This window comes from Arthrobacter sp. ov118 (genome assembly GCF_900116495.1).
Lineage (GTDB): Bacteria > Actinomycetota > Actinomycetes > Actinomycetales > Micrococcaceae > Arthrobacter.
Genome location: NZ_FPAY01000001.1, coordinates 182241 through 202663, shown reverse-complemented (window position 1 = coordinate 202663; position 20423 = coordinate 182241). Strand labels below are relative to the sequence as shown.

The following is a 20423-nucleotide window of genomic DNA, read 5'->3' as shown; positions in this document are numbered from 1 at the left end:
ACTTTTTAACTGACGATCAATGGTGGCTTTCCACAAGAAGGCAGCGCAGCCTTTGGAAATCCTGTCCATGCAGGAGCCGCGGGCAGCTTCACCAGATGTTGGACCAGCTTTCGACAGAGGCCCCGAAGCCTCATGAGGAGACTCCATGACTGAAACCACCAGCGCAACCCTGCGCCATGCCGGCGGCGAACTCGAACTCCCGCGCATCCAGGTTGTAGAGGGGAACGAAGGCTACGACGTTTCCAAGCTGCTGAAGCAGACCGGCGCCGTCGCGTTCGACCCCGGTTTCATGAACACCGCGGCCACCACCTCGGCCATCACCTACATTGACGGTGACGCGGGCATCCTGCGCTACCGCGGCTACCCGATCGAGCAGCTGGCCCAGCACTCGAGCTTCCTGGAAGTTTCCTACCTGCTGATCTACGGCAACCTGCCGACCCCGGCCGAGCTGGAATCCTTCGACCAGCGGATCCGCCACCACACCCTGCTGCACGAAGAACTCAAGGGCTTCTTCAGCGGCTTCCCCCGCGACGCGCACCCGATGCCGGTCCTGTCCTCGGCCGTGTCCGCGCTCTCGACGTTCTACCAGGACTCGCTGGATCCGTTCAACGCCGAGCAGGTGGAAGTATCCACCATCCGCCTCATGGCCAAGATGCCGGTCATTGCCGCATACGCCCACAAGAAGTCCATCGGCCAGCCCATGCTGTACCCGGACAACTCGATGAACCTCGTGGAGAACTTCCTGCGCCTGAGCTTCGGTCTGCCGGCCGAGCAGTACGAGGTCGACCCGGTCATCGCCAAGGCTCTGGACCTGCTGCTGATCCTGCACGCTGACCACGAGCAGAACTGTTCCACCTCCACGGTCCGCCTGGTCGGCTCCTCGAACGCCAACCTGTTTGCGTCCGTCTCCGCCGGCATCAACGCCCTCTTCGGCCCCGCGCACGGCGGCGCCAACGAGGCGGTCCTGAAGATGCTGCGCCAGATCCAGTCCGACGGCGTCAAGCCCGAGGACTACATGGAGAAGGTCAAGAACAAGGAAGACGGCGTCCGCCTCATGGGCTTCGGGCACCGTGTCTACAAGAACTACGATCCCCGCGCCAAGATCATCAAGGCCACGGCGCACGAAGTCCTCAGCAAGCTTGGCGGCAACGACGAGCTCCTGGACATCGCCATGCGCCTGGAAGAGAAGGCCCTGGGCGATGATTACTTCATCCAGCGCAAGCTCTACCCCAACGTGGACTTCTACACCGGCCTGATCTACAAGGCCATGGGCTTCCCGGAAAAGATGTTCACGGTGCTGTTCGCCATCGGACGCCTGCCGGGCTGGATCGCCCAGTGGCGCGAGATGATCAGCGACCCCAACACCAAGATCGGCCGCCCGCGCCAGCTGTACATCGGCGAACCGGAACGCAACTACCCCTCGCTCTAGCGCGCAGCCGTTTCACGGCCCCGCAGCACAGCGAGCACGACGTCGGCCGCGCACCTCCGCTGAGGTGCGCGGCCGGCGTCGTCCACCCGTGCCCCTGTGATGTGCGCGACGCCCCCTGGGGGCGCCGGTGCGCCCCGGCGCGGCAGTGACACGAACATGCTAAAAAAGACCAGTGCCCAAATTTGTCGACGCCGCAATCCGGCGCCAGGAAGTAGTTGACGCGGTCTTCAGGATCGTCGCTGCCGACGGTCTCGAGCGGGCCTCCCTGCGGGAAGTCGCCGATGAGGCGCAACTGGCCGTCGGCTCGGTGCGGCACTATTTCGCCAGCAGCGACGAGCTGCTCTCCCATGCCTTCGCGGTGGTGGTGGACCGGATCACCGGTCGCCTCGCCGCCGCGGACTCCCGGCTGGCCGACCTGACGCCACGGTCGGCGGAACACCACAGCGCCGTGATGGGGCTTCTGGAGGAGTTTCTCCCGCTGGATGAGGAACGGGCGGTCGATGCCTGCGTCTGGATGGCGTTCAAGAATGCCGCCAGGACAAAGCCGTTGTTGGCCGCGGAGGCCGATCGAAGCCATCGCGCGGTGGCAGCGGTGGTGGGCGGCCTCATCCTGGGCCTGGCCGCGGGCGGCGCCGACGCCGCCGGGGATGCCGCGGGCGGCGTCGATCAGCAGGTGCTCGTCACGGAAGCCGAACTGTTGCTGGCCATCCTCGACGGGCTGACGATGCACGCCCTCCTGCAGCCGGAATGGATGACAGCCGCGATGTGCAGGGACGTGCTGGAGGCCCATCTGGAAGGCCTAAACCGAAGGGTGGCTGGCGGGCCGACCACCCGTTAACGTGCAATAACATCAGGATTAGACTGGGAACGTACGTCTTGCCAAGGGAGGCAATTGGATGCATCACACCGGCGGACCTGGCTGGCGGATCACCATGGATACTTCTGGTCCCATGCTCATTGCCCTTTATGTCCGTGACGCCGCCGGACTGGACACCGCGGGGCACCCGGCACTCTGTCACGTCGCGCCGAAGATCCGGGCGGCGGACCATACGCATCTGATCGGCGAGGTGGGCGGGGCCGCCGCGCTCAGGACCGAGTGGGAGGCGTGGTGGGATCAGCTCCTGAAGGCCCATCCGGACATGTCGCCGGAGCTTTCTCCGCCGGGTTTCCGCGCGTTCAGCAATTCACCGGCGCTCCGCCGGGTGCTGCAGGCGCACTTCGGCGCCGCCCTGACGTGGGCACGGGAACGCCGCGGGGAATACGTGGCCCTGGAAGCGGAACGCGAAGCCAACAGCAACAACCAGCTGCTGGCGGACATGGTGGAGGACCGACTGCTGGATGTTGGCCGCCCCGCCAGGGATTTCAGCCTGACAATTATCGAACTCCCGCTGGCCGAGCCGCGGGCCTGGTACCTCGAGCCGGACAAGATGATCATGAGCCACGAGCTGTTATCGGAGCGGGAGCTGTTCCGCAGCTACGTGCAGCCGGTGGTGGATCTTCTCGTGTGAGCCGCTTCGGTGCTCGGGGCCGCGTTGCAGTCGGCGGCTGGACGCCAGGGGAAAGCGGCTAGTTGCCGGGCGCGTCGGCGACCGTCACCCGGACCAGCCCGGCGGGGACCTGCGCGGGCTGCCAGCCTTTGCGGGACTGCCTGTTCCAGGATTGGCCTTCGACGTCGATCCTGGTGATGGAGAGCGCTTTGGCGTTGGCCACGGCCCACTGGGCCACCGACCAGGCCCGGGTGCCTGAAGCCTCCACCAGCACGGTCCTGCCGTCGGTGGACGTGGGGACGACGCCGAGCGCTGCGGTCATTTCCTCCGTGACAGTGGCCGGATCGCCGGCGGAGTCGGGGGAACGCAGCGAGCAGTCCAGGCCCGCCGGCGTTTGGCCGCTGAGGGCAGAGGCGAACGCACGCGCCATTTCCTCATGCCGGGCATAGGCGGCCGGGAAGGCCGAATGCTGGACCTGCTGGGCGGCGTCGGTGATGTCCAGCGTCTGGTAGCCCGAAATCTCCACGAGTGCATCGTAAAAGGCATTGCTTGCGTGGTAGGGGTCCATCACCTGCGCCGTCGTCCCCCAGCCCTGCGAGGGCCGCTGCTGGAACAGCCCGCGCGAGTCGGGGCCGGCCTGGTCCCCATGGCCGATGTTGCGCAGCTTGGATTCCTGCATCGAGGTGGCCAGTGCGATGCTGGCGGCCCGGGCAGGAAGCCCTCGCCGGACCGCCACGGCAGTGATGAGAGCAGCATTGGCCGCCTGGTCTGTCGCGAGGTCATCGCCTCCGCTGCCGGCGGCCGTGCAGCGTTCGGTGACCAGCGTCTCCGAGCGCTGCAGGAACGCCACCGCGGTGTAGACCGCGCCGGCGACCATCGCAAGGGTCAGCAGAAGGACGATCCGGCGCCGCCAGCTCCCTCGTCGTGCCACGAAAACTAACTCCCTCAGGCCCTTTCGGGCTGCTACATCGTCGGGACTGTCCCTGGCGGGCGGTTCTCACCGCCCGCCATACCGTACCAGCCGGTACGGTCAGTTGGCGTGCAGGTCCGCGTTGAGTTCCACGGTCTGGCCCTTGCGCGGCAGCGCTTCGACGGCGCCGGTGGTGGAGTTGCGGCGGAACAGCAGGTTGGGAACCCCGGAAAGCTCCACGGCCTTCACCACCTGGCTGGTGTCCTCGCCCTCGGCATCCCGCGGGCCGATGACACGCACGCGGGTGCCCGCGGTGACGTACAGGCCGGCCTCCACCACGGAATCATCGCCCAGGCTGATGCCCACGCCGGAGTTGGCGCCCAGCAGGACCCGCTCCCCGATGGCGATCTTCTCCTTGCCGCCGCCGGAGAGGGTGCCCATGATCGAGGCACCACCGCCGACGTCGGACCCGTCGCCGGCGACGACGCCAGCCGAGATCCGGCCCTCGACCATGGAGGTGCCCAGCGTTCCGGCGTTGAAGTTCACAAAGCCCTCGTGCATGACCGTGGTGCCTTCGGCAAGGTGCGCGCCGAGCCGGACCCGGCCGGCGTCGGCGATCCGGACACCGGAGGGCACTACGTAGTCCACCATGCGGGGGAACTTGTCGACGCCGAAGACGGTGACGGCCCCGCGCTTGCGCAGGCGTGCACGGGTGAGCTCGAAGTCCTCCACGGCCGCGGGGCCGAAGTTGGTCCACACCACGTTGGGGAGCTTGCCGAAGATGCCGTCCAGGTTGATGCTGTTGGGCTGGACGAGCCGGTGCGAGAGCAGGTGCAGGCGAAGGTAGGCGTCCGCCGTGTCTGCCGGTGCCTCGTCGAGGTTGATCTGGGCGAACACGACCTGCTGCTCCGTGCCGCGGTCCGGGTCGGTGCCGTTCGCGGCGACGTCGATCAGCGACTGGTCCGCATTCGCCACGTCGCGCAGATGCTCGGCCGCGATTCCGAGGGCCGGTGCCGGAAACCAGACGTCCAGCACGGTGGCTTCACCGTTGCGGGTGGACACGGTGGCCACCCCATAGCCGAAGGCAGAACGGGCGTCGGGGCGGGCGTCGGCGGGCACAGCGGAAGCAGCAGTTTCAGTCATGCTCCAAGTCTAACGAGGGCGTCCGCGCGGGCTGAAACTCATGACAGCCCAACTGAGTCGCAGCGGGGCCGCCATGACGCCTCAGTGGGAGGGCGCCGGGCAGCTGCGGGGGAGGGATACAGTGGAACGGTGACCCCGACGAACCCCCGCACCCCCACCGGCGCCGACACCGTCCGCACGGCCTCCAGCGCCGCCGTCTCCACCGCCGCCAGCGCGGCCTCCAGCGCCGTCCACCTTGACCTTCGCCAGGACGTCGCCCTGCTCACGGCGGCCCTGATCGACGTCAACAGCGTGTCCGGCAATGAGAAGGTCCTGGCCGATGCCGTGGAGCAAGCCCTCAGCATGCTGCCGCAACTGGAGCTGGTCCGCGACGGCGACTCGATCATCGCCCGCACTAACCTCGGCCGCGCCGAGCGGGTGATCCTCGCCGGGCACCTGGACACGGTCCCGCTCCCCACCACCGAAGGCTCCCTCGGGACCGTCCCAACCTATTGGCCCTCCGGTGCGCCGGGGGAGGGCATCCTGTACGGCCGCGGCGCCACGGACATGAAGGGTGGCGTCGCCGTGCAGCTGGCGCTGGCTGCAACGATGTTCGACGGCGGGGCGGAGCCGGACAAGGACGTCACGTTCGTTTTTTACGACCACGAGGAAGTCGAGGCGGTGAAGAGCGGACTGGGCCGGCTGGTCCGCAACCACGGATCGCTGCTGGGCGGGGACTTCGCGATCCTGCTCGAGCCGACCGACGGGACGGTGGAGGGAGGCTGCAACGGCACCATCCGCTTCGAGGTGACCACCCTCGGCGAGGCAGCCCACTCGGCCCGGGCCTGGATGGGCAGCAACGCGATCCACGCCGCGGCCCCCATCCTGGACCGGCTGGCGGCGTACGAGCCGCAGACCGTGACGGTTGACGGCCTCGACTACCGCGAAAGCCTCAACGCCGTGAAGATTCACGGCGGCACGGCCGGAAACGTCATCCCCGACAAATGCGTCGTCGAAATCAACTACCGCTTCGCGCCGGACAAGTCACCGGACGGGGCCGAGGCGCATGTGCGGGACCTGCTGGACGGATTCGACGTCGTCCGCACGGACGGTGCCGCCGGTGCGCGGCCGGGACTGAACCACCCGGCCGCCGCGTCGTTCGTCGCCGCCGTTGGCGCTGAGCCGAAGCCCAAATACGGCTGGACCGACGTCGCGCGGTTCAGCGAACTGGGGATCCCCGCGGTGAACTTTGGGCCCGGCGACGCGCTGCTGGCCCACAAGGACAACGAGCACGTCGAGGCGGACGCGATCCGGGAATGCCTGCGGGCGCTCCGGACCTGGCTCAGCGCCTAGCAAGACACACCGCAAAAGACACAGCGCGCAACGCACAAAGGGTCCGGAACTTTCGAGAGGTTCCGGACCCTTTTTGGTGGGACGGCTTACTTGGCGGCCGGAATACCCGCGACCGGCACGTGCGCCACGCCCCCGGCGGCCCGCTTGGAGCCGCGGCGTTCGAGCCAGATGGCCAGGCGGGAGACCGCCAGGTCGATCGCGATGTAGATGGCCGCTGCCACGAAGAACACCGGGAACAGGTACTGTGGGCCGAGGAAGTCGGCCATGACCTGGACGGCCCGGAGCAGCTCGCCGTAGGCGACGATGTAGCCGAGCGAGGTGTCCTTCAGCAGCACCACGAGCTGCGCGACCAGGGAGGGCAGCATACGCCTGATGGCCTGCGGCAGTTCGATGGTCAGCCGGGACTGGAAGCTGGTGAGGCCGATCGCCAGGCCGGCCTCGCGCTGGCCCTTGGGCAGCGACTGGACGCCGGCGCGGATGATCTCGGCAAAGATCGCCGAGTTGTACAGCACCAGCCCGGCCACCACAGCGATGAACGAGCTGGTGGCAAAGACGAGCAGCACGAACAGCATCATGAGCACCACGGGCATGCCGCGCAGGAATTCCAGCACGATCCTGGTGGGCACCCGGATCCAGGCGTTGTCCGAGATGCGCATCAGGCACAGGAGCAGGCCCAGCGGGAAGGCAATCACGGCCGATACGGCCGCGGCGGCTAGCGTGGCGCCGATGCCGGCGGCGATCAGGGCCCAGACGTCGGGAAGCTGGAAGACCGCCCAGCGTTTGGCGTCGAAGATTCCCTGCTGGGCGAGGGTCGTAACTGCCAGGACGAGGAGGCCGCCGATCACGATCACGCCGATGATGGAGCCGATCAGCGAAACCCGGCGGGCTTTGGGGCCGGGGACGTCATAGAGAACAGAGCTCATCGTGCGATCGCCACCTTTCGTTCAACGACGCTGGCGAGGTAGCCAAGCGGGATGGTTATCAGCAGGTAGAAGAATGCGACGCCGACCAGAACCCACATGACGACGTCGCCGTTGGCGTTGGCCAGCTGCTTGCCCTGGCCGAAGAGTTCCAGCACATAGAACGCGCCGGCCACCGAGGAGTTCTTGACCAGGGCGATCAGAATGTTGATCAGCGGCGGGATCACGGTGCGCAGGGCCTGCGGCAGGATGATCAGGGAGAGCACCTGGCTGAACTTCATGCCGATGCTGCGGGCGGCCTCCGCCTGGCCGACCGGGACGCTGTTCACGCCGGAGCGGACGGCCTCGGCGATGAAGGCCGAGGTGTAGGCGCTCAGCGCGATGATGGCGGCGACCTCGAATTGCTGGAACGTGACGCCGAGGCGGGGCAGAACCACTGCGGCGAAAAAGAACGCGATGGTCAGCGGGGTGTTCCGGACGATCTCGACGTACGCCATGCTGAAGCCGCGCAGCGCGGCGATGGGCGAGACGCGGGCCGCCGCGAGTACGGTGCCGAAGATCAAGGCGATAATCCCCGAGACCACGGACAGGAAGAGGGTTCGGAGAAAACCGTCCCAATACTGGGGGAGGTTTTCAATAATGACGTCCATAGGTTCCTTCAGCTGCGTTGAGGGGATTTCAGGCGAAAGACGGAAGTGGCGGCCGCCGGGCTGCGGAAGATCCGACGCCCGGCGGCCGCCACAGCCGGCTAGTAACGGTCGATCGTGGGGAGCGCGGGCGCGGTCTTGATGACCGTGCCGGCGGTGTCTTCCCAGGCCTTCTTGTAGGACCCGTCCTTGTCGAAGGCCTCCAGCTGGTCATTGATCCACATGCGGAAGGCGGTGTCGTCCTTCTTCAGTCCGATGCCGTAGGGCTCCTTGGTGAAGGTCTCCTCCGAGGCCAGCTTGAAGGCGTCCGGCTCCTTGGCCACGAAACCGGCCAGGATGACGTTGTCGGTGGTGATCGCTTCAACCTGCTTGTTCCGCAGCGGCTCCAGGCAGGCGGAATAGGTCGCAGCCGGCACCAGGACAGCTCCATACTTCTCGACGATCGTGGAGGCAGGAGTGGATCCGGTCACGGAGCAGACGTTCTTGCCCTTGACGTCCTCGGGCTTGGTGATGGTGTTGTTGTCCTTGTTCACCATGAGGGCCTGACCGGCCTCGTAGTACGGTCCGGCGAAGTCGACTTCTTTTTTGCGCTTGTCGTTGATCGTGTACGTGGCGACGATCATGTCCACCTTGCCCTGCTTGATGAACTGCTCGCGGTTGGCGGAGACAGTTTCAACCCACTCGATCTTGTCGGCGGGGATGCCCAGCTTGGCGGCAATCAGCTTGCCGATTTCGACGTCGAAGCCAACCGGCTTGCCGTCGAGGCCCTTCTGGCCGAAGAGAGGCTGGTCAAACTTGGTGCCGATGGTGATCTTCCCGGCGGACGCAAGCTTGGCCATGGTGGAATCGGCGGCAAAGCTCGGCTTCTCCGCTACGGGCGGGTTGGTGGTCGTGGGGGAGCTGCCGCCACAGGCACTCAGGCTGAGCGCCAGTGCTGCGGATGCTGCAACCAGAAGGGATTTCCTTCGGGTCAAAAATGCCTTCATGACATTCCTTTCATTGGGCGGCCGCCGTCCGGCGGCCAGAGTACGAATTCGTAGTCGGTCAGTGTGTCAGCAGCTTGGACAGGAAGTCCTTGGCCCGGCTGCTCTTGGGGTTGGTGAAGAATTCCTCGGGGGTTGCGTCCTCGACGATCTGGCCGTCAGCCATGAACACGACGCGGTCGGCCGCCTTGCGGGCGAAGCCCATCTCGTGGGTGACCACGATCATGGTCATGCCTTCCTTGGCAAGTTGGACCATGACGTCCAGGACCTCGTTGATCATTTCCGGGTCGAGTGCCGAGGTGGGCTCGTCGAAGAGCATCACCTTTGGCTTCATGGCCAGGGCGCGGGCGATTGCAACACGCTGCTGCTGGCCACCGGAGAGCTGGGCCGGAAGTTTGGGGGCCTGCTGCCCGACGCCGACGCGCTCCAGCAGCGCCATGGCGTCCTTGTCGGCCTCGCCCTTGGAGACGCCCTTGACCTTGATGGGGCCGAGGGTGATGTTTTCCAGGATGGTCTTGTGGGCGAACAGGTTGAAGGACTGGAAGACCATGCCGACGTCGGCGCGCAGTTTGGCCAGTTCCTTGCCCTCTGCGGGCAGTTCCACGCCATCGATCTTGATGTCGCCGTCGTCGATGGTCTCAAGACGGTTGATGGCGCGGCAGAGCGTCGACTTGCCGGAACCCGAGGGGCCGATGACAACAACAACCTCACCCTTGCGGACGTTCAGGTTGATGTCCTTCAGGACGTGCAACTGGCCGTAATGCTTGTTCACGGCCTTCAGGGAGACGAGGGCATCGCCGGGCACTTGAGTAGTCATAGAAAGAATCTAGCGAAGATTGACGCAATATGACCGCAATCACTGTCATTACTGCGGATCGTAATTCAAGAGATACCTGCACGTCAGAGTCCCCGTCGGGCCGCGGCCAGCCCCGCGCTGCCCCAGAATTGCAGGCCGTGGTACCGCCTGGCGGCCGCGTGGTCCCGACGCGCCGGAGCGGCAGTGGCGGCGTTCCGCGCTAGCCTATGGGGATGAGTACCGATCCGCAGCACGGCCCTGAAGAGAACGCCGACCAGAACCCGGCCGGAAAGCCGTCCCGTGAACTCCGCAGCACCCCGGCGGCCAACGGAATCCGCCACAAGGGCCCGCTTGAGCTGCGCCGCAAAGCCGCGAAGGTGACGATGTCGGACCAGACCTTGCTGGACACGACGGGTGCTGGCCAGTTCGTCCACACCGACCCCTGGCGCGTCCTGCGGATCCAGAGCGAGTTCGTGGAAGGATTCGGGGCGCTCGCCGATCTCGGTCCGGCGGTCAGCGTTTTCGGCTCCGCACGCACCGTGCCGGGCAGTCCGAACTACGAGCTTGGCGTCGAGGTGGGACGCAAACTGGCTGAGGCGGGACTGGCCGTGATTACAGGCGGCGGCCCCGGATCGATGGAGGCCGCGAACAAGGGCGCCGTGCAGGGCAACGGCGTCTCGGTGGGGCTCGGAATCGAGCTGCCCTTCGAGCAGGGCATGAACCAGTGGGTCGACCTGGGCATCAACTTCCGGTACTTCTTCGCCCGCAAGACCATGTTCGTCAAGTACGCCCAAGGCTTCATCGTGCTCCCCGGCGGCCTGGGCACCCTGGACGAACTCTTCGAAGCCATGGTCCTGGTGCAGACCCACAAGGTGACGTCGTTCCCGATCGTGCTGATGGGGACCGCCTTCTGGAGCCCGATGCTGGATTGGGTCCGGGACACCCTCGTCGCGGAGGGGATGGTTTCCGCGGAAGACCTGGACCTCCTGCAGGTGGTAGACGACCCCGCGCTGGCCGTCGAACTCATCGTGGCGGGCGCTGCCCGGCACCGGAACCCGAATGGCGCAAACGGCAGCGGAACGCGGGGCTGAAGCGCCCGGCCGCCCGCGTCTGGCACGATGGTGTAGTGAGTCTCTTCCTCGTTTTCGTGGCGATTGTGCTGGTCGGCGTCGCCGTCCTCCTGGGTACCGGCCTGGTGCCGAAAGTTTTTCGGCGGGGTCGGACCGGCGGTGCCGGCGCCGCCTTTGAGGACGGCTTCGATGAACCGGTCGCCTCCCTGCCGCCGGTCCTCCTGCCCGAGCAGGCCGGCGCCGCGGACATCGACCATCTGCGCTTCGCCGTAGGCCTCCGCGGCTACCGGATGGACCAGGTGGACCAGGTCCTTGATGACCTGCGCGACCAGATCATCGCCAAAGACCAGAAGATCCAGGCACTCGGGGAGGAGCTGGAACGACTCCGTCCGCCGACAGAGCAGCCCTCGTGAGCCACGCGGAAGACCCGGAGACCATTGCCGCGCCCGCCACACGGGGGCCGATGGGATTAAATGCCGCGGCGTGGAACCGAATTGCCGCCGCCGGCGCCCGGATGTCGCGGTGGCCCTGGTGGACCCAGGTGGCCGGCATTTATATCGCCGCACGGCTGGTCAGCGCCTGCATCTTCATGGCGGCCGCCCTGCACCAGGGGGTAAATCCATGGTTTCCCGCCAAGCCTGACTACTGGAACTTCATCAATATCTGGGACGCCCGCTGGTATGCCGAAGCGCTGCAGAACGGGTATCCGGCGCTGCTGCCGACCGATGCCTCCGGCACCGTCCAAGAGAACGCGTGGGCCTTCTACCCGCTGTTTCCCGTGCTGGGGCGGGTCCTGTCCGGGCTCACGGGCACCGGGCCGGCGTGGTCGCTGACGGCCATCGCGCTGGTCTGCGGGGCCGCTGCTGCCCTCGTTGCGTACAGGATCTTCCGGCACCGGACCACCCACCGGACAGCGCTTTGGGGGACCGTGTTCCTCTCGGTGTTCCCGGTGGCGCCGGTGCTGCAGGTGCCCTACGCCGAATCCCTCAACCTGCTGCTGCTGGGGGCCGTGCTCCTGCTCGTCCTGGAGCGCCGGTACGTGTGGGCCATGCCCGCGGTGCTCCTGATGTGCTTGTCCCGGCCCACCGGCGTTCCGTTCGCCGTCATGATGGGCGTGTTGTTCCTCTACCGACTCTGGCAGCGCGTCGCCGCGAAGCCCGGCGATTCAGTTCCCGTCCATGGCAACGCCCAGCTCTGGTCCCTGGGCGGGCTGACCGCCGTGAGCGGGATCGATGCGCTTGTGTGGCCGGCCGTTGCCTGGGCGGTGACCGGCGATCCGGGAGCCTATACCAAGACAGAAACCGCCTGGCGCGGCGATGACCTGGTGCCGTTCAAACCATGGTTCGATACCGGCATTCTGCTCTTTGGGCCGATGTTCGGCGTGCTGGCGCCGTTCCTTTTCGTTGCCGCCTTCACCCTGCTGATGATGTCCCGGCCCGTCGTGGCACTGGGCACTGAACTGAGGCTTTGGTGCTGCTGCTACATGGGCTACCTGTTGGTGTTCCTGCATCCCCAGACCAGCACGTTCCGGATGCTGCTGCCGCTGTTCCCGCTCGCCCTCAGCACCGCCCTGGTCTCACGCTCCCGCGCCTACCGCGGGACCGTGGTGGTCATGTTCGTTCTGCTGCAGATCGTCTGGATTGTCTGGTTGTGGGCGTGGGCGCAACTGCCCGGTGGAGGAGACTATCCGCCGTGACCTGCAACACCAATTCCCGGTCGCGGCCCGGCTTTGCGGGGCGCGCTGGAAAGTCCAACGATTAGCTCCGGGCGCACTGTTACGCGATAATAGAGGATAAGCAAGGACAAGAAGCACACTGACTTAAGACGCACACTGACTTAATTTGTGGGCGAGTCTGTCCCGGCCGCCTCCCGGGGTGTTGCCGGGCGACTTAATTGGCTAAGCGGACGCAGCCCGGCCGGGCTGGTATGTCAGGGACTAATGGAGGGGATATTCCTTATGGCGGCAATGAAACCACGCACCGGCGACGGCCCTATGGAAGTGACGAAAGAGGGACGAAGCTTAATCATGCGTGTTCCGCTCGAAGGCGGGGGGCGGCTGGTGGTCGAACTCAATGCTGCTGAGGCGAGCAACCTCAAGGAATGCCTCGTCGGCGTCACCGAATAGCTTCACACCAAGAGCTTCGCAAAAGGGCGGGGTCCCAGCCACAGGCTGCGGGCCCCGCCCTTTTTCCGTTGCGCTCCGCTGCCGTCTCTGGCTGCTCCTTCTTGACTGCTACTTCTTGGCTGCTACTTTTTGACTGCGATTAGGAGGCCGTCCCCGGTGGGCAGCATGGCGGAGGCCAGGCGGTCGTCGTCGCGGATGGACTTGCCGATCTGGCGCAGGACCACGGTGGTGGCGTCCCGGGCCGCAGGGTTCGCCACCCGGTCCTTGTCGAGGGCGTCGTTAACGACTAACAGGCCGCCGGACTTGAGCAGCCGGACGGCCTGCTCCACGTAGCTGGGGTAGTTCGGCTTGTCGGCGTCAATGAAGACGAGATCGTAGGCCCCGTCGGTCAGCCGCGGCAGCACGTCGCCGGCGCGGCCCGAAATGGTGCGGGTGCGGTTGGCCGGGCTGCCGGCTTCCTGGAACGCTTCGCGCGCCGCCCTGAGGTGTTCGACGTCGACGTCGATCGTGGTCAGGACGGCCTGCGGACCGAGGCCGCGCAGGATGCACACACCGGACACCCCGGCGCCCGTGCCGATCTCCACCGCGGTCTGCGCCTTGGACGCTGCCGCCAGCACCGTGAGGACGGCACCCACGCCCGGACCGATCGGCGTCACGCCAAGCTCGAAGGACCGTTCGCGCGCGTGCAACAGGACCTCATCCTCGGCAGGCAGATCTTCTGCGTAGGACCAGCTCGTGGACTTATCGGCGCTCATGGGTAATCGCTTTCTGGGCGGCAGGGGAGTTCTCCCTACAGCGTACTGTGTCAGGCGGGACGGGACACGGAGGCGGGCAGCGCCGCGGCCCGCCGGGGCCACGCCGGAGCGGGGGCGTTCCGCCTTGGGCGGAAGAGTGCTTGGCGTCAGGAAATTCCCAGATTATTTTGAAATGATGGTTATCCGCTCATCCGCGTGGTGATCGGCGTCGAATGAAGGGTGCAGGAACCCGTGTAAACGGGCACCGTTCAGGCGTAGGTACCATCCATGAGGGGAGCGGACGATGTCGGTTCTGACACCTGTCCCGGCAACTGAGGAATCTGATCCAACCGCCGGGTCGCGGACCGCGGCGGAAGCCGAATGGGTACGCCCCACGTGGGAGGAAGTGGTGACCAACCACTCCGCCAAGGTCTACCGCCTCGCGTACCGGCTGACCGGGAACAAGTACGACGCCGAAGACCTCACCCAGGAGGTGTTCGTCCGGGTGTTCCGTTCGTTGGAGAACTTCAAGCCCGGCACGCTGGACGGTTGGCTGCACCGCATCACCACTAACCTGTTCCTGGACCAGGCGCGGCGCAAGAGCCGGATCCGCTTTGACGCCCTGGCCGACGACGCCGAGTCGAGGATTCCGGGCCGGGAGCCCGGTCCGGAGCAAAGCTTCGAATTAAACAACCTCGACATCGACGTTCAGGCGGCGCTCGAAGAGCTTCCCCCCGACTTCCGCGCCGCCGTCGTGCTGTGCGATCTCGAGGGTCTGTCCTACGACGAAGTCGCCGCGGCGCTCGACATCAAACTGGGGACCGTCAGGTCCCGGATCCACCGCGGCCGGACAATGCTGCGTGAAAAGCTCGCGCACCGCGATCCGCGCCCGGCACAGGCGGCCAAGCAGTCCCTCAAGCCGCGGCTCAAGATGCCCCGCATCGCCGGTCTGCTCTGATCCGGTCAATGGGTCTGCTGCAACGTTTACTGGGAGGCTCTGGGTGCAGGTTCTCCCAACGGACCGGCCGGGGCCGCATCCGCTCTATGCGGCAGCGCTCCGCCGACCGTCATGAGCACGTGGAGTCGTGTCCCGAGTGCCGCGGCCGGCAACAGCGGGAGCGGCAGTATCTCGAGAGGCTCCACAGCGCCGCCGTGCCCGAGGCCAGCGACGACCTGACGGCACGGCTCCTGGCGCGGACCGAGCAGCTGGCCGCTGAACGGCACGGGTCACCGCGGCCCGACCAACAACCGACCGATACAGCGCCGCTCGCCACCCCAGCAGCGGACCCGGAGCACGGCGCCGGCTTGCTGCCGCCGGCTCTGGCGGCAGGCGGTGCCGTTGCGGCGCTTGTCCTCATGGCTGGTACCGCCTACCTCATGGGAAGCGACGCCGGGGTCCCGGCAGACGCAACAGAGGCCGCTGCCCTCTCGCGGTCGGAGATCGCCGAGCCGCTCGTCCCGGAGGACCAGCTTGGTGCGGCAGGTGACGGCGTCCCCCGCGCCGCGGGGGAGGCGGGCAGTGGGGCGCGGATCGGGTTCGGCCTGGGCGGCGAGCCCGCCTCCATTCCGGCCGGGGCCCTCAGCGCCGGTCAACTTGCCGCGTTCCGCTCGCAGGGATGGGCGTGTCCGGAACTGCGGGAGCTCGGCTTCCATCTGGTCTGGGCCCGCGCAGGTGCCCTGTCCGGGGACGAGGTTTTGGAGCTGCGCCTCACAGACGGCCGGAATTTCGCCACGGTCCTCGAACAGCATGCACCCGACCAGCACGCGTCCGGTCAGCACGTCCCCCGCACGCCGTTGGCGCCGGGCGCGGTTCCGGGGCGGGCGGCAGACACTTCGCCGACCAACGTCCTTACCGGCCACACCGCCGTGGCGGATGGCTTCACTCCCGGCCGGGCCGGCGCGTCGACGGCCGTCCCGGCCGCCCGGGACGGCGCGCTCTGGGTCAACCCCGGACCGCCCTTCCGGGCCATTTACCAGACCGCGGGAGCCACCTTTACGTATGTCACGGACCAGCCGGCCGAACAGGCTGGCGACGCCGTAACCGCCCTTGCGCGGGCCGGCGACGGCACCTCGGGTGCGGCCCCGGTATCGGTGTCCCGCGACGGGATCGCGGAACGGATGGAGCGCGGGCTGAGCCGCATCCTGGCGCGCCTGGCCCCGTGAGGCGCGGACGGACCCGACAGCCTCGGCACCAGGGCTTCGCGAAGTCGTCGCCAGCCCGAACGAGAGGGTAATCTTCCTAAAGTGCTTGGAATCAATGGACCGGAGTTCTTACTTCTGCTGATCATCGGCCTTCTGGTGATTGGTCCCAGCAGGTTGCCCGAATATACCCAGAAACTTGCGAATATCGTCAAGGAAGTGCGCCGCATGGCGTCCGGGGCGCGGGAACAGATCAAGGAAGAAGTCGGCATCGATATCGATGAGGTCGACTGGAAGAAGTACGATCCCCGGCAGTACGATCCGCGCCGGATCATCAAGGAAGCCCTCCTGGAGGACGACACCAAGCCGGTCAGCACGGGAGCACCCGCCGCGGTGTCAACGGCTGCGGTGTCAACGGCTGCGGCGGCGACGGCCGTTGCGGAGCACCGCCCGGCCCGCCCGGTCGAGCGGCTGCCCGAGGGTGAACCTGCGCCCTTCGACGCAGAGGCGACCTAGGTTCAGCGGGGCTGCAGGCCCAGGTGCTTGCCCTTGAGCCCGCGGGGAACCGCCGCCAGCTTTCCGGCGATCCCGGCCAGGGCCACCGCCGCCGGTGTCTCCGGACGACCCAGCACCAGGGGCACGCCCGCGTCCCCGCCCTCACGCAGCAGGACTTCGAGCGGAATCTGGCCCAGTAACGGCACGTCCTCTCCCACCGTGGCCGAGAGGCGCTCGGCGAGCACAGCGCCGCCGCCGCTGCCGAACAGTTCCATCCTGCCGCCGTCGGGTAGTTCAAGGTAGGACATGTTTTCCACGACGCCGGCCAGGGTCTGCCCGGTCTGGGTGGCGATGGCCCCGGCCCGCTCCGCAACATCGGCCGCGGCCGCCTGCGGGGTGGTCACGACCAGGATCTGCGCCTTGGGCAGCAGCTGCGCGACCGAAATCGCGATGTCGCCGGTGCCCGGCGGGAGGTCCAGGAAAAGGGCATCGAGGTCGCCGAAGTAGACGTCCGTCAGGAACTGCTCCAGCGCCCGGTGCAGCATCGGGCCGCGCCAAGCCACAGGCTGGTTCCCGGTGACGAACATGCCGATGGAGATGACCTTGACCCCGTAGGCCACCGGCGGCAGGATCATGTCGTCCACCCGCGTGGGCGCCTGGCTGATGCCCATCAGCCCCGGAACGGAGAACCCGTACACATCCGCGTCCACGATCCCCACACGGAGCCCCTGGGCAGCCAAGGCGCACGCCAGGTTGACCGTCACCGACGACTTGCCCACGCCGCCCTTGCCGCTGGCCACGGCGTACACCTTGGTCAGCGAGCCGGGCGCATTGAAGGGGATGCCGCGCTGGCCGCCGGAGCCGCGCAGCATCTCCTTGAGGGCGTCCCGCTGCGCCTGCGTCATCACCTTCAAGTCAACCTCGACGCCGGTGACACCCGGCACGGTGGACAGCGCGGCCTCGGTGTCTGCGGTGATGGTGCCGCGCAACGGGCAGCCTGCGATGGTCAACAGGACCACGATCCGCACCCTGCCGCTGCCGGAAATCTCCACGGACTCCACCATGCCGAGTTCGGTGATAGGCCGGCGGAGTTCAGGGTCGATCACGGTGGCCAGTGCCGTGTGCACTGCCTGTTCCAGCGGGGTGCTCATGCGGGCGATGCTCAGCTTTCGGGGGAGGTGCGGTGTGCAGGCAGGCGGCCGGGGTCGGCGTCCGCCCGGGAGGGGGTCGCCGGGGCATCCGCCGGCGGGACGCCCCGCTTGCCGCCAGGCTTGACGCGGGGGATCTGCTGGGTCCGCGGGCCGCGCTGCTTGTCGCGCCGATCCTTCAGCTTTTCCTTGACCTTGTCCCGCGGTGTCTCATGGGAGCCGGCCGACGGATCATGCGCGCGCAGTTCCTCCTGGGCCTCGAGCATGTCCTCCAGCAGGCTGCGCAGTTCGGCGCGGACGTAGTCGCGGGTGGCGACCTCGCGCAGAGCGATGCGCAGGGATGCCAGTTCCCGGGTCAGGTATTCAGTGTCCGAGAGGTTGCGTTCGGCCCGCTGGCGGTCCTGCTGGAGCGAGACTTTGTCGCGGTCATCCTGCCGGTTCTGGGCCAGCAGCAGCAGGGGCGCGGCGTACGAGGCCTGCAGCGACAGCATGAGGGTCAGCAGCGTGAAGCCCAGCGCCCGCGAGTCGAACTGCCATTCCACCGGCGCCCACGTGTTCCAGCCCAGCCAGAAGATGCAGAACACGCTCATGTAGAGCAGGAACTGCGGCGTGCCCATGAACCGGGCGAAGCCTTCGGTGGCGTGGCCGAAGGCATCCGGGTTGGGCGAGAACTTCGGCAGGATCCGCTGCCGGCCGCTCAGCGGCGTGTCCAGGCCGCCGGAGGCCTTGCCGCCTGGGCGGGTGTTGCCGGAACCCCGGGGTGTGCTCATATCAGCCAATGCGGCCTCCAAGTTTCCTTATCGGGGCGTCGTCCTCGTGGGCGCGCCAGTCATCTGGCAGCAGGTGATCCAGCACGTCGTCAACAGTCACCGCCCCCACAAGCCGTCCGTCGTCGTTGACCACAGGGAGGGAATTGAGGTTGTACGTCGCCAGGGCCCGGGCCACCTCGCTGATGTGGGCCTGGTCGGAGACCGGTTCCAGGTTCTTGTCCACAAGGTTGCCCAGCGGCTCCGGCGGCGGGTAACGCAGGAGCTGCTGGATGTGGACGACGCCGAGGAAGCGCCCCGTCGGTGTCTCCAGCGGCGGCCGGGCAATGAAGATCGAGGACGCCAGCGCCGGGGAGAGCTCTTCCCGGCGGACGTGGGCCAGGGCTTCGGCCACGGTTGCTTCCGGCGGGAGGATGACCGGAACCGGCGTCATAAGACCGCCGGCGGTGTCCTCGTCGTATTCGAGCAGGCGGCGGACGTCCTCGGCGCCCTCGGGCTCCATCAGCTGCAGGAGTTCCTCGGCCTGGGCGCTGGGGAGTTCGGCGAGGAGGTCGGCGGCGTCGTCGGGATCCATTTCCTCCAGGACGTCGGCGGCGCGGTTGACGTCCAAGGCGGAGAGGATCTCCACCTGGTCGCCTTCGGGCATCTCCTGCAGGACGTCGGCGAGCCGCTCGTCCTGGAGTTCACTCGCGACCTCGAAGCGACGCTTGTCGCTCATCTCCTGAAGGGCTTCGGCGAAGTCGGCCGGTTTGAGGTCCTCATGGGTGGCCACGAACTGGGTGGCGGCCTGCGGCTCGGTCTTGGCCCCCTGCCGGGCGTCCGCCCAGTCGATGATCAGGGTTTCGTTGCGGCGCAGCCGGCTCAGTGGTGAAAGGGAGTGGCCGCGGCGGACGAAGAGCTTGCTGACGAACCAGTCGCCCGAGCGGTGCCGGTCCATGGCGATGTCCTCGATGGTGGCGTCCCCGCTGCCGTCCGCGAGGGTGACCCGCCGGTCGAACAGTTCCGCGACCACCAGGGTTTCCGCGCCGCGCTGTTCAAACCGGCGCAGATTGACCAGCCCGGTGCAGATGACCTGCGTCTGGTCGATGGAGGTAATCCGCGTCATCGGCACGAATACGCGCTTCTTGCCCGGAACCTCGACGACGATGCCCACCACGTGCGGGGCGCCCCTGGTCCCGCGGGAGAGCACCACGACGTCGCGCAGCCGGCCCAGACGGTCGCCCAATGGGTCGAAGACGTCCAGTCCGAGGAGGCGCGCGACAAACACCCGCGAAAGATTCGTGCTCACTCATACAGGCTACCGAGTCTGCTCTCTTTTAGCTGAATTTCCAGCCGCACACCAGCCGGATGGGTGAGAATGGGCATATGTCAAACATTTTTGGTGCCCCCAGGGCCGGTGCCCCCAATGGCCCGGACGAGGCCCGCGCCGTCCCGAAAGGTGACGTCGTCGGTTCCTACAACTCATACCTGGACGCCCAGAAGGCGGTGGACTACCTGGCAGATCAGCAGTTCCCCGTGCAGATGGTTTCGATCGTGGGCAACGAGCTGAAGATGGTGGAACGGGTGACCGGCAGGCTCACCTACCCGCGTGTCGCTTTGTCCGGCGCGCTCAGCGGCATGTGGTTCGGCCTGTTCGTCGGCGTCATGTTGTCCTTTTTCTCCACGACCCCGGGGTATTTCTCGATCGTGACGTCCGTGCTGATGGGTGCAGCGTTCTTCATGCTGTTTGGCATCGTCACGTACGCCATGCAGCGCGGCAAGCGTGACTTCACCTCAACCAGCCAGGTGGTGGCGAGCAACTACGACGTCGTGGTCTCCTTCGAGGCCGCGGGGGAGGCCCGGCGCCTGCTCCACCAGCTGCCGATGACGCCGCATGACGCGTCCGGTGCCGCCGCTTCCGGTTACCCGCAGCACGACTACCGGCACGGCCAGCCGCAGCAGCCCCAAGCCCAGGAGCACTTTCCCCAGCAGCCGGGACAGCAGGGCGGGGCACCCCAGCGCCCCGCGGGTTGGAATGACCCGTACGGCCAGAGGACGCCTGCTGCCGGCAATGAGCAGCCCGGCAGTGATCAGGCCAGCGAGCCGAGCCACGCCCCGGCCGCGCCCGGCACCGCCGAGGAGGCCGCCCGGCAGCCCGGCCGCATCTCGGGCGTGACTTACCCGGACCTTCCGGACGGCCGCCCGCAGTACGGCGTCAGGGTCACCGACGCCGACAAGCCCGCCCCGGGCCAGGACGGCCAGCAGCACTGAATCTAGCGGCGCTGAATCGAGCAGTACTGGTGTCGGCGCCCCGATTGC

The 20423-nt window shown here is 67.0% G+C and carries 22 protein-coding genes; 12 read left to right on the top strand and 10 right to left on the bottom strand.

Translation table 11 applies throughout. From position 1 onward, the window contains the following. The first annotated feature begins 145 nt into the window (after nt 1–145). The 3 genes from BM372_RS00880 to BM372_RS00870 all read left to right on the top strand — a co-directional run bounded on the left by BM372_RS00880 (nt 146) and on the right by BM372_RS00870 (nt 2937). On the top strand, nt 146–1429 hold the full coding sequence (locus tag BM372_RS00880; RefSeq protein WP_090950600.1) for a citrate synthase: 1284 nt from the start codon (nt 146–148) through the stop codon (nt 1427–1429). A 172-nt stretch (nt 1430–1601) separates the two neighbouring features. Continuing rightward, nucleotides 1602–2267, top strand: a complete 666-nt coding sequence (locus tag BM372_RS00875) for a TetR/AcrR family transcriptional regulator (protein ID WP_090950598.1) — start codon at nt 1602–1604, stop codon at nt 2265–2267. Between the two features lie 58 nt (nt 2268–2325). Further along, nucleotides 2326–2937 carry a hypothetical protein gene (locus BM372_RS00870; protein WP_090950596.1) on the top strand — a complete coding sequence of 204 codons (612 nt, stop codon included), beginning with the start codon at nt 2326–2328 and terminating at the stop codon, nt 2935–2937. 58 nt (nt 2938–2995) lie between these two features. Here the strand turns inward: BM372_RS00870 and BM372_RS00865 are convergent, their stop codons facing one another. Beyond that, nucleotides 2996–3847, bottom strand: coding sequence for a hypothetical protein (locus tag BM372_RS00865; protein ID WP_371261682.1), 852 nt, complete (start codon nt 3845–3847; stop codon nt 2996–2998). A gap of 99 nt (nt 3848–3946) precedes the next feature. After that, nucleotides 3947–4969 carry a 2,3,4,5-tetrahydropyridine-2,6-dicarboxylate N-succinyltransferase gene (dapD, locus tag BM372_RS00860; RefSeq protein ID WP_090950593.1) on the bottom strand — a complete coding sequence of 341 codons (1023 nt, stop codon included), beginning with the start codon at nt 4967–4969 and terminating at the stop codon, nt 3947–3949. A 129-nt stretch (nt 4970–5098) separates the two neighbouring features. On the opposite strand from dapD, the gene dapE reads away from it, so the two are divergent. Further along, nucleotides 5099–6301 carry a succinyl-diaminopimelate desuccinylase gene (gene dapE / locus BM372_RS00855; protein WP_256213976.1) on the top strand — a complete coding sequence of 401 codons (1203 nt, stop codon included), beginning with the start codon at nt 5099–5101 and terminating at the stop codon, nt 6299–6301. An 86-nt stretch (nt 6302–6387) separates the two neighbouring features. On the opposite strand, the gene BM372_RS00850 is transcribed toward dapE, so the two are convergent. From BM372_RS00850 to BM372_RS00835, 4 genes are all read right to left on the bottom strand, one after another. Continuing rightward, complete coding sequence (locus tag BM372_RS00850) at nt 6388–7224, bottom strand: amino acid ABC transporter permease (protein WP_090950590.1); 837 nt, start codon at nt 7222–7224, stop codon at nt 6388–6390. Continuing rightward, the gene (locus BM372_RS00845; RefSeq protein WP_090950588.1) at nt 7221–7871 is read right to left on the bottom strand and encodes an amino acid ABC transporter permease; all 651 of its coding nucleotides are present in this window, start codon (nt 7869–7871) and stop codon (nt 7221–7223) included. The genes BM372_RS00850 and BM372_RS00845 overlap by 4 nt, the downstream gene beginning before the upstream one ends. Before the next feature lie 98 nt (nt 7872–7969). After that, nucleotides 7970–8854, bottom strand: coding sequence for a glutamate ABC transporter substrate-binding protein (locus tag BM372_RS00840; protein WP_090950585.1), 885 nt, complete (start codon nt 8852–8854; stop codon nt 7970–7972). 58 nt (nt 8855–8912) lie between these two features. After that, nucleotides 8913–9668, bottom strand: a complete 756-nt coding sequence (locus BM372_RS00835) for an amino acid ABC transporter ATP-binding protein (protein ID WP_090950582.1) — start codon at nt 9666–9668, stop codon at nt 8913–8915. 212 nt (nt 9669–9880) lie between these two features. Between BM372_RS00835 and BM372_RS00830 the strand changes: the two genes are divergently transcribed. The 4 genes from BM372_RS00830 to BM372_RS00815 all read left to right on the top strand — a co-directional run bounded on the left by BM372_RS00830 (nt 9881) and on the right by BM372_RS00815 (nt 12842). Beyond that, nucleotides 9881–10738 carry an LOG family protein gene (locus tag BM372_RS00830; RefSeq protein WP_371261681.1) on the top strand — a complete coding sequence of 286 codons (858 nt, stop codon included), beginning with the start codon at nt 9881–9883 and terminating at the stop codon, nt 10736–10738. A 35-nt stretch (nt 10739–10773) separates the two neighbouring features. Next, entirely contained in the window at nt 10774–11130 is a 357-nt protein-coding gene (locus BM372_RS00825; protein ID WP_090950579.1) for a DivIVA domain-containing protein, read from the top strand. Between the two features lie 50 nt (nt 11131–11180). Then, nucleotides 11181–12413, top strand: coding sequence for a glycosyltransferase family 39 protein (locus BM372_RS00820; RefSeq protein ID WP_090952821.1), 1233 nt, complete (start codon nt 11181–11183; stop codon nt 12411–12413). Between the two features lie 261 nt (nt 12414–12674). After that, the gene (locus BM372_RS00815; RefSeq protein WP_081710118.1) at nt 12675–12842 is read left to right on the top strand and encodes a DUF3117 domain-containing protein; all 168 of its coding nucleotides are present in this window, start codon (nt 12675–12677) and stop codon (nt 12840–12842) included. A 122-nt stretch (nt 12843–12964) separates the two neighbouring features. On the opposite strand, the gene BM372_RS00810 is transcribed toward BM372_RS00815, so the two are convergent. After that, the gene (locus BM372_RS00810) at nt 12965–13597 is read right to left on the bottom strand and encodes an O-methyltransferase (RefSeq protein WP_090950576.1); all 633 of its coding nucleotides are present in this window, start codon (nt 13595–13597) and stop codon (nt 12965–12967) included. Between the two features lie 283 nt (nt 13598–13880). Between BM372_RS00810 and sigE the strand changes: the two genes are divergently transcribed. The 3 genes from sigE to BM372_RS00795 all read left to right on the top strand — a co-directional run bounded on the left by sigE (nt 13881) and on the right by BM372_RS00795 (nt 16231). Next, nucleotides 13881–14534, top strand: coding sequence for an RNA polymerase sigma factor SigE (gene sigE / locus BM372_RS00805; RefSeq protein WP_090950573.1), 654 nt, complete (start codon nt 13881–13883; stop codon nt 14532–14534). 86 nt (nt 14535–14620) lie between these two features. Next, nucleotides 14621–15739: a hypothetical protein gene (locus tag BM372_RS20575; protein ID WP_090950571.1), complete on the top strand. Its 1119-nt coding sequence runs from the start codon at nt 14621–14623 to the stop codon at nt 15737–15739. Between the two features lie 81 nt (nt 15740–15820). Continuing rightward, nucleotides 15821–16231, top strand: coding sequence for a twin-arginine translocase TatA/TatE family subunit (locus BM372_RS00795; RefSeq protein ID WP_090950568.1), 411 nt, complete (start codon nt 15821–15823; stop codon nt 16229–16231). 2 nt (nt 16232–16233) lie between these two features. Here BM372_RS00795 and BM372_RS00790 read toward each other — a convergent pair whose 3' ends face one another. The 3 genes from BM372_RS00790 to BM372_RS00780 are packed head-to-tail and all read right to left on the bottom strand — an operon-like array spanning nt 16234 to nt 19413. Further along, on the bottom strand, nt 16234–17361 hold the full coding sequence (locus BM372_RS00790; protein WP_090950564.1) for an Mrp/NBP35 family ATP-binding protein: 1128 nt from the start codon (nt 17359–17361) through the stop codon (nt 16234–16236). An 11-nt stretch (nt 17362–17372) separates the two neighbouring features. Beyond that, nucleotides 17373–18128: a DUF1003 domain-containing protein gene (locus BM372_RS00785; RefSeq protein WP_090950563.1), complete on the bottom strand. Its 756-nt coding sequence runs from the start codon at nt 18126–18128 to the stop codon at nt 17373–17375. Between the two features lies 1 nt (nt 18129). After that, nucleotides 18130–19413 carry a magnesium transporter MgtE N-terminal domain-containing protein gene (locus BM372_RS00780; RefSeq protein WP_090950561.1) on the bottom strand — a complete coding sequence of 428 codons (1284 nt, stop codon included), beginning with the start codon at nt 19411–19413 and terminating at the stop codon, nt 18130–18132. Nucleotides 19414–19490: 77 nt separating this feature from the next. Here BM372_RS00780 and BM372_RS00775 point away from each other — a divergent pair, with 77 nt between their 5' ends. Then, on the top strand, nt 19491–20375 hold the full coding sequence (locus BM372_RS00775) for a YflT domain-containing protein (protein WP_090950559.1): 885 nt from the start codon (nt 19491–19493) through the stop codon (nt 20373–20375). The last annotated feature ends 48 nt before the right edge of the window (nt 20376–20423 follow it).